Here is a 549-nt window from a genome sequence, read left to right on the forward strand (position 1 = left end):
CCCGTCGTCTCACCGTGTTGGCCTGATATGCACGATGACGCTGCTTTTTCTCCGCCTGATAACCCGTCAGCCACATCACCAGACTCGCCATCGCCATCACCACACTCAGCACCTCCAGACGCCCCTTGCCCTGACTTCTGCTGTACCGCAGACCGTAACCGAAGCGCGGGTTCTTCTCGTCGCGGAAGTTCTGTTCGATTTGCATCCGTCGGCTGTAGAGCTTCATTATCTGCTCCGGCTCACGCCCTTCGACATTGCTGAACAGCAGCCACGGCGTCTGTGCACTTGCCCGGTGTTCCCGGTTGGTTTTCGGCATTCCGCCCTGACTATGGCGTCCGGCTGATGGTCGTTTTTGCAGGTAAAAGCTGCCGAAGCACGGCTCGCGTGGCTTACGGGCCAGCACACCATATCCCACCCTGACTGGCTCTGAACCGGCCTGAAGGTCGCTGATGTTCAGCCAGCGATGTGTCCCCTCCAGACGGAAGCTGACCAGCCCTCTGACCCGCCCGGTATACTGCCAGCCCAGGTGACGGACATGCCGGAACCAGT

The 549-nt window shown here is 60.1% G+C and carries 1 protein-coding gene; it reads right to left on the reverse strand.

What is annotated here, in order from left to right; genetic code table 11:
• Positions 1-549: transposase (locus KW828_RS21680; protein ID WP_218338297.1), on the reverse strand; the 549-nt coding region annotated here is incomplete at both ends.

It is taken from the genome of Enterobacter sp. ENT03, from assembly GCF_019218745.1.
GTDB lineage: Bacteria > Pseudomonadota > Gammaproteobacteria > Enterobacterales > Enterobacteriaceae > Enterobacter_D.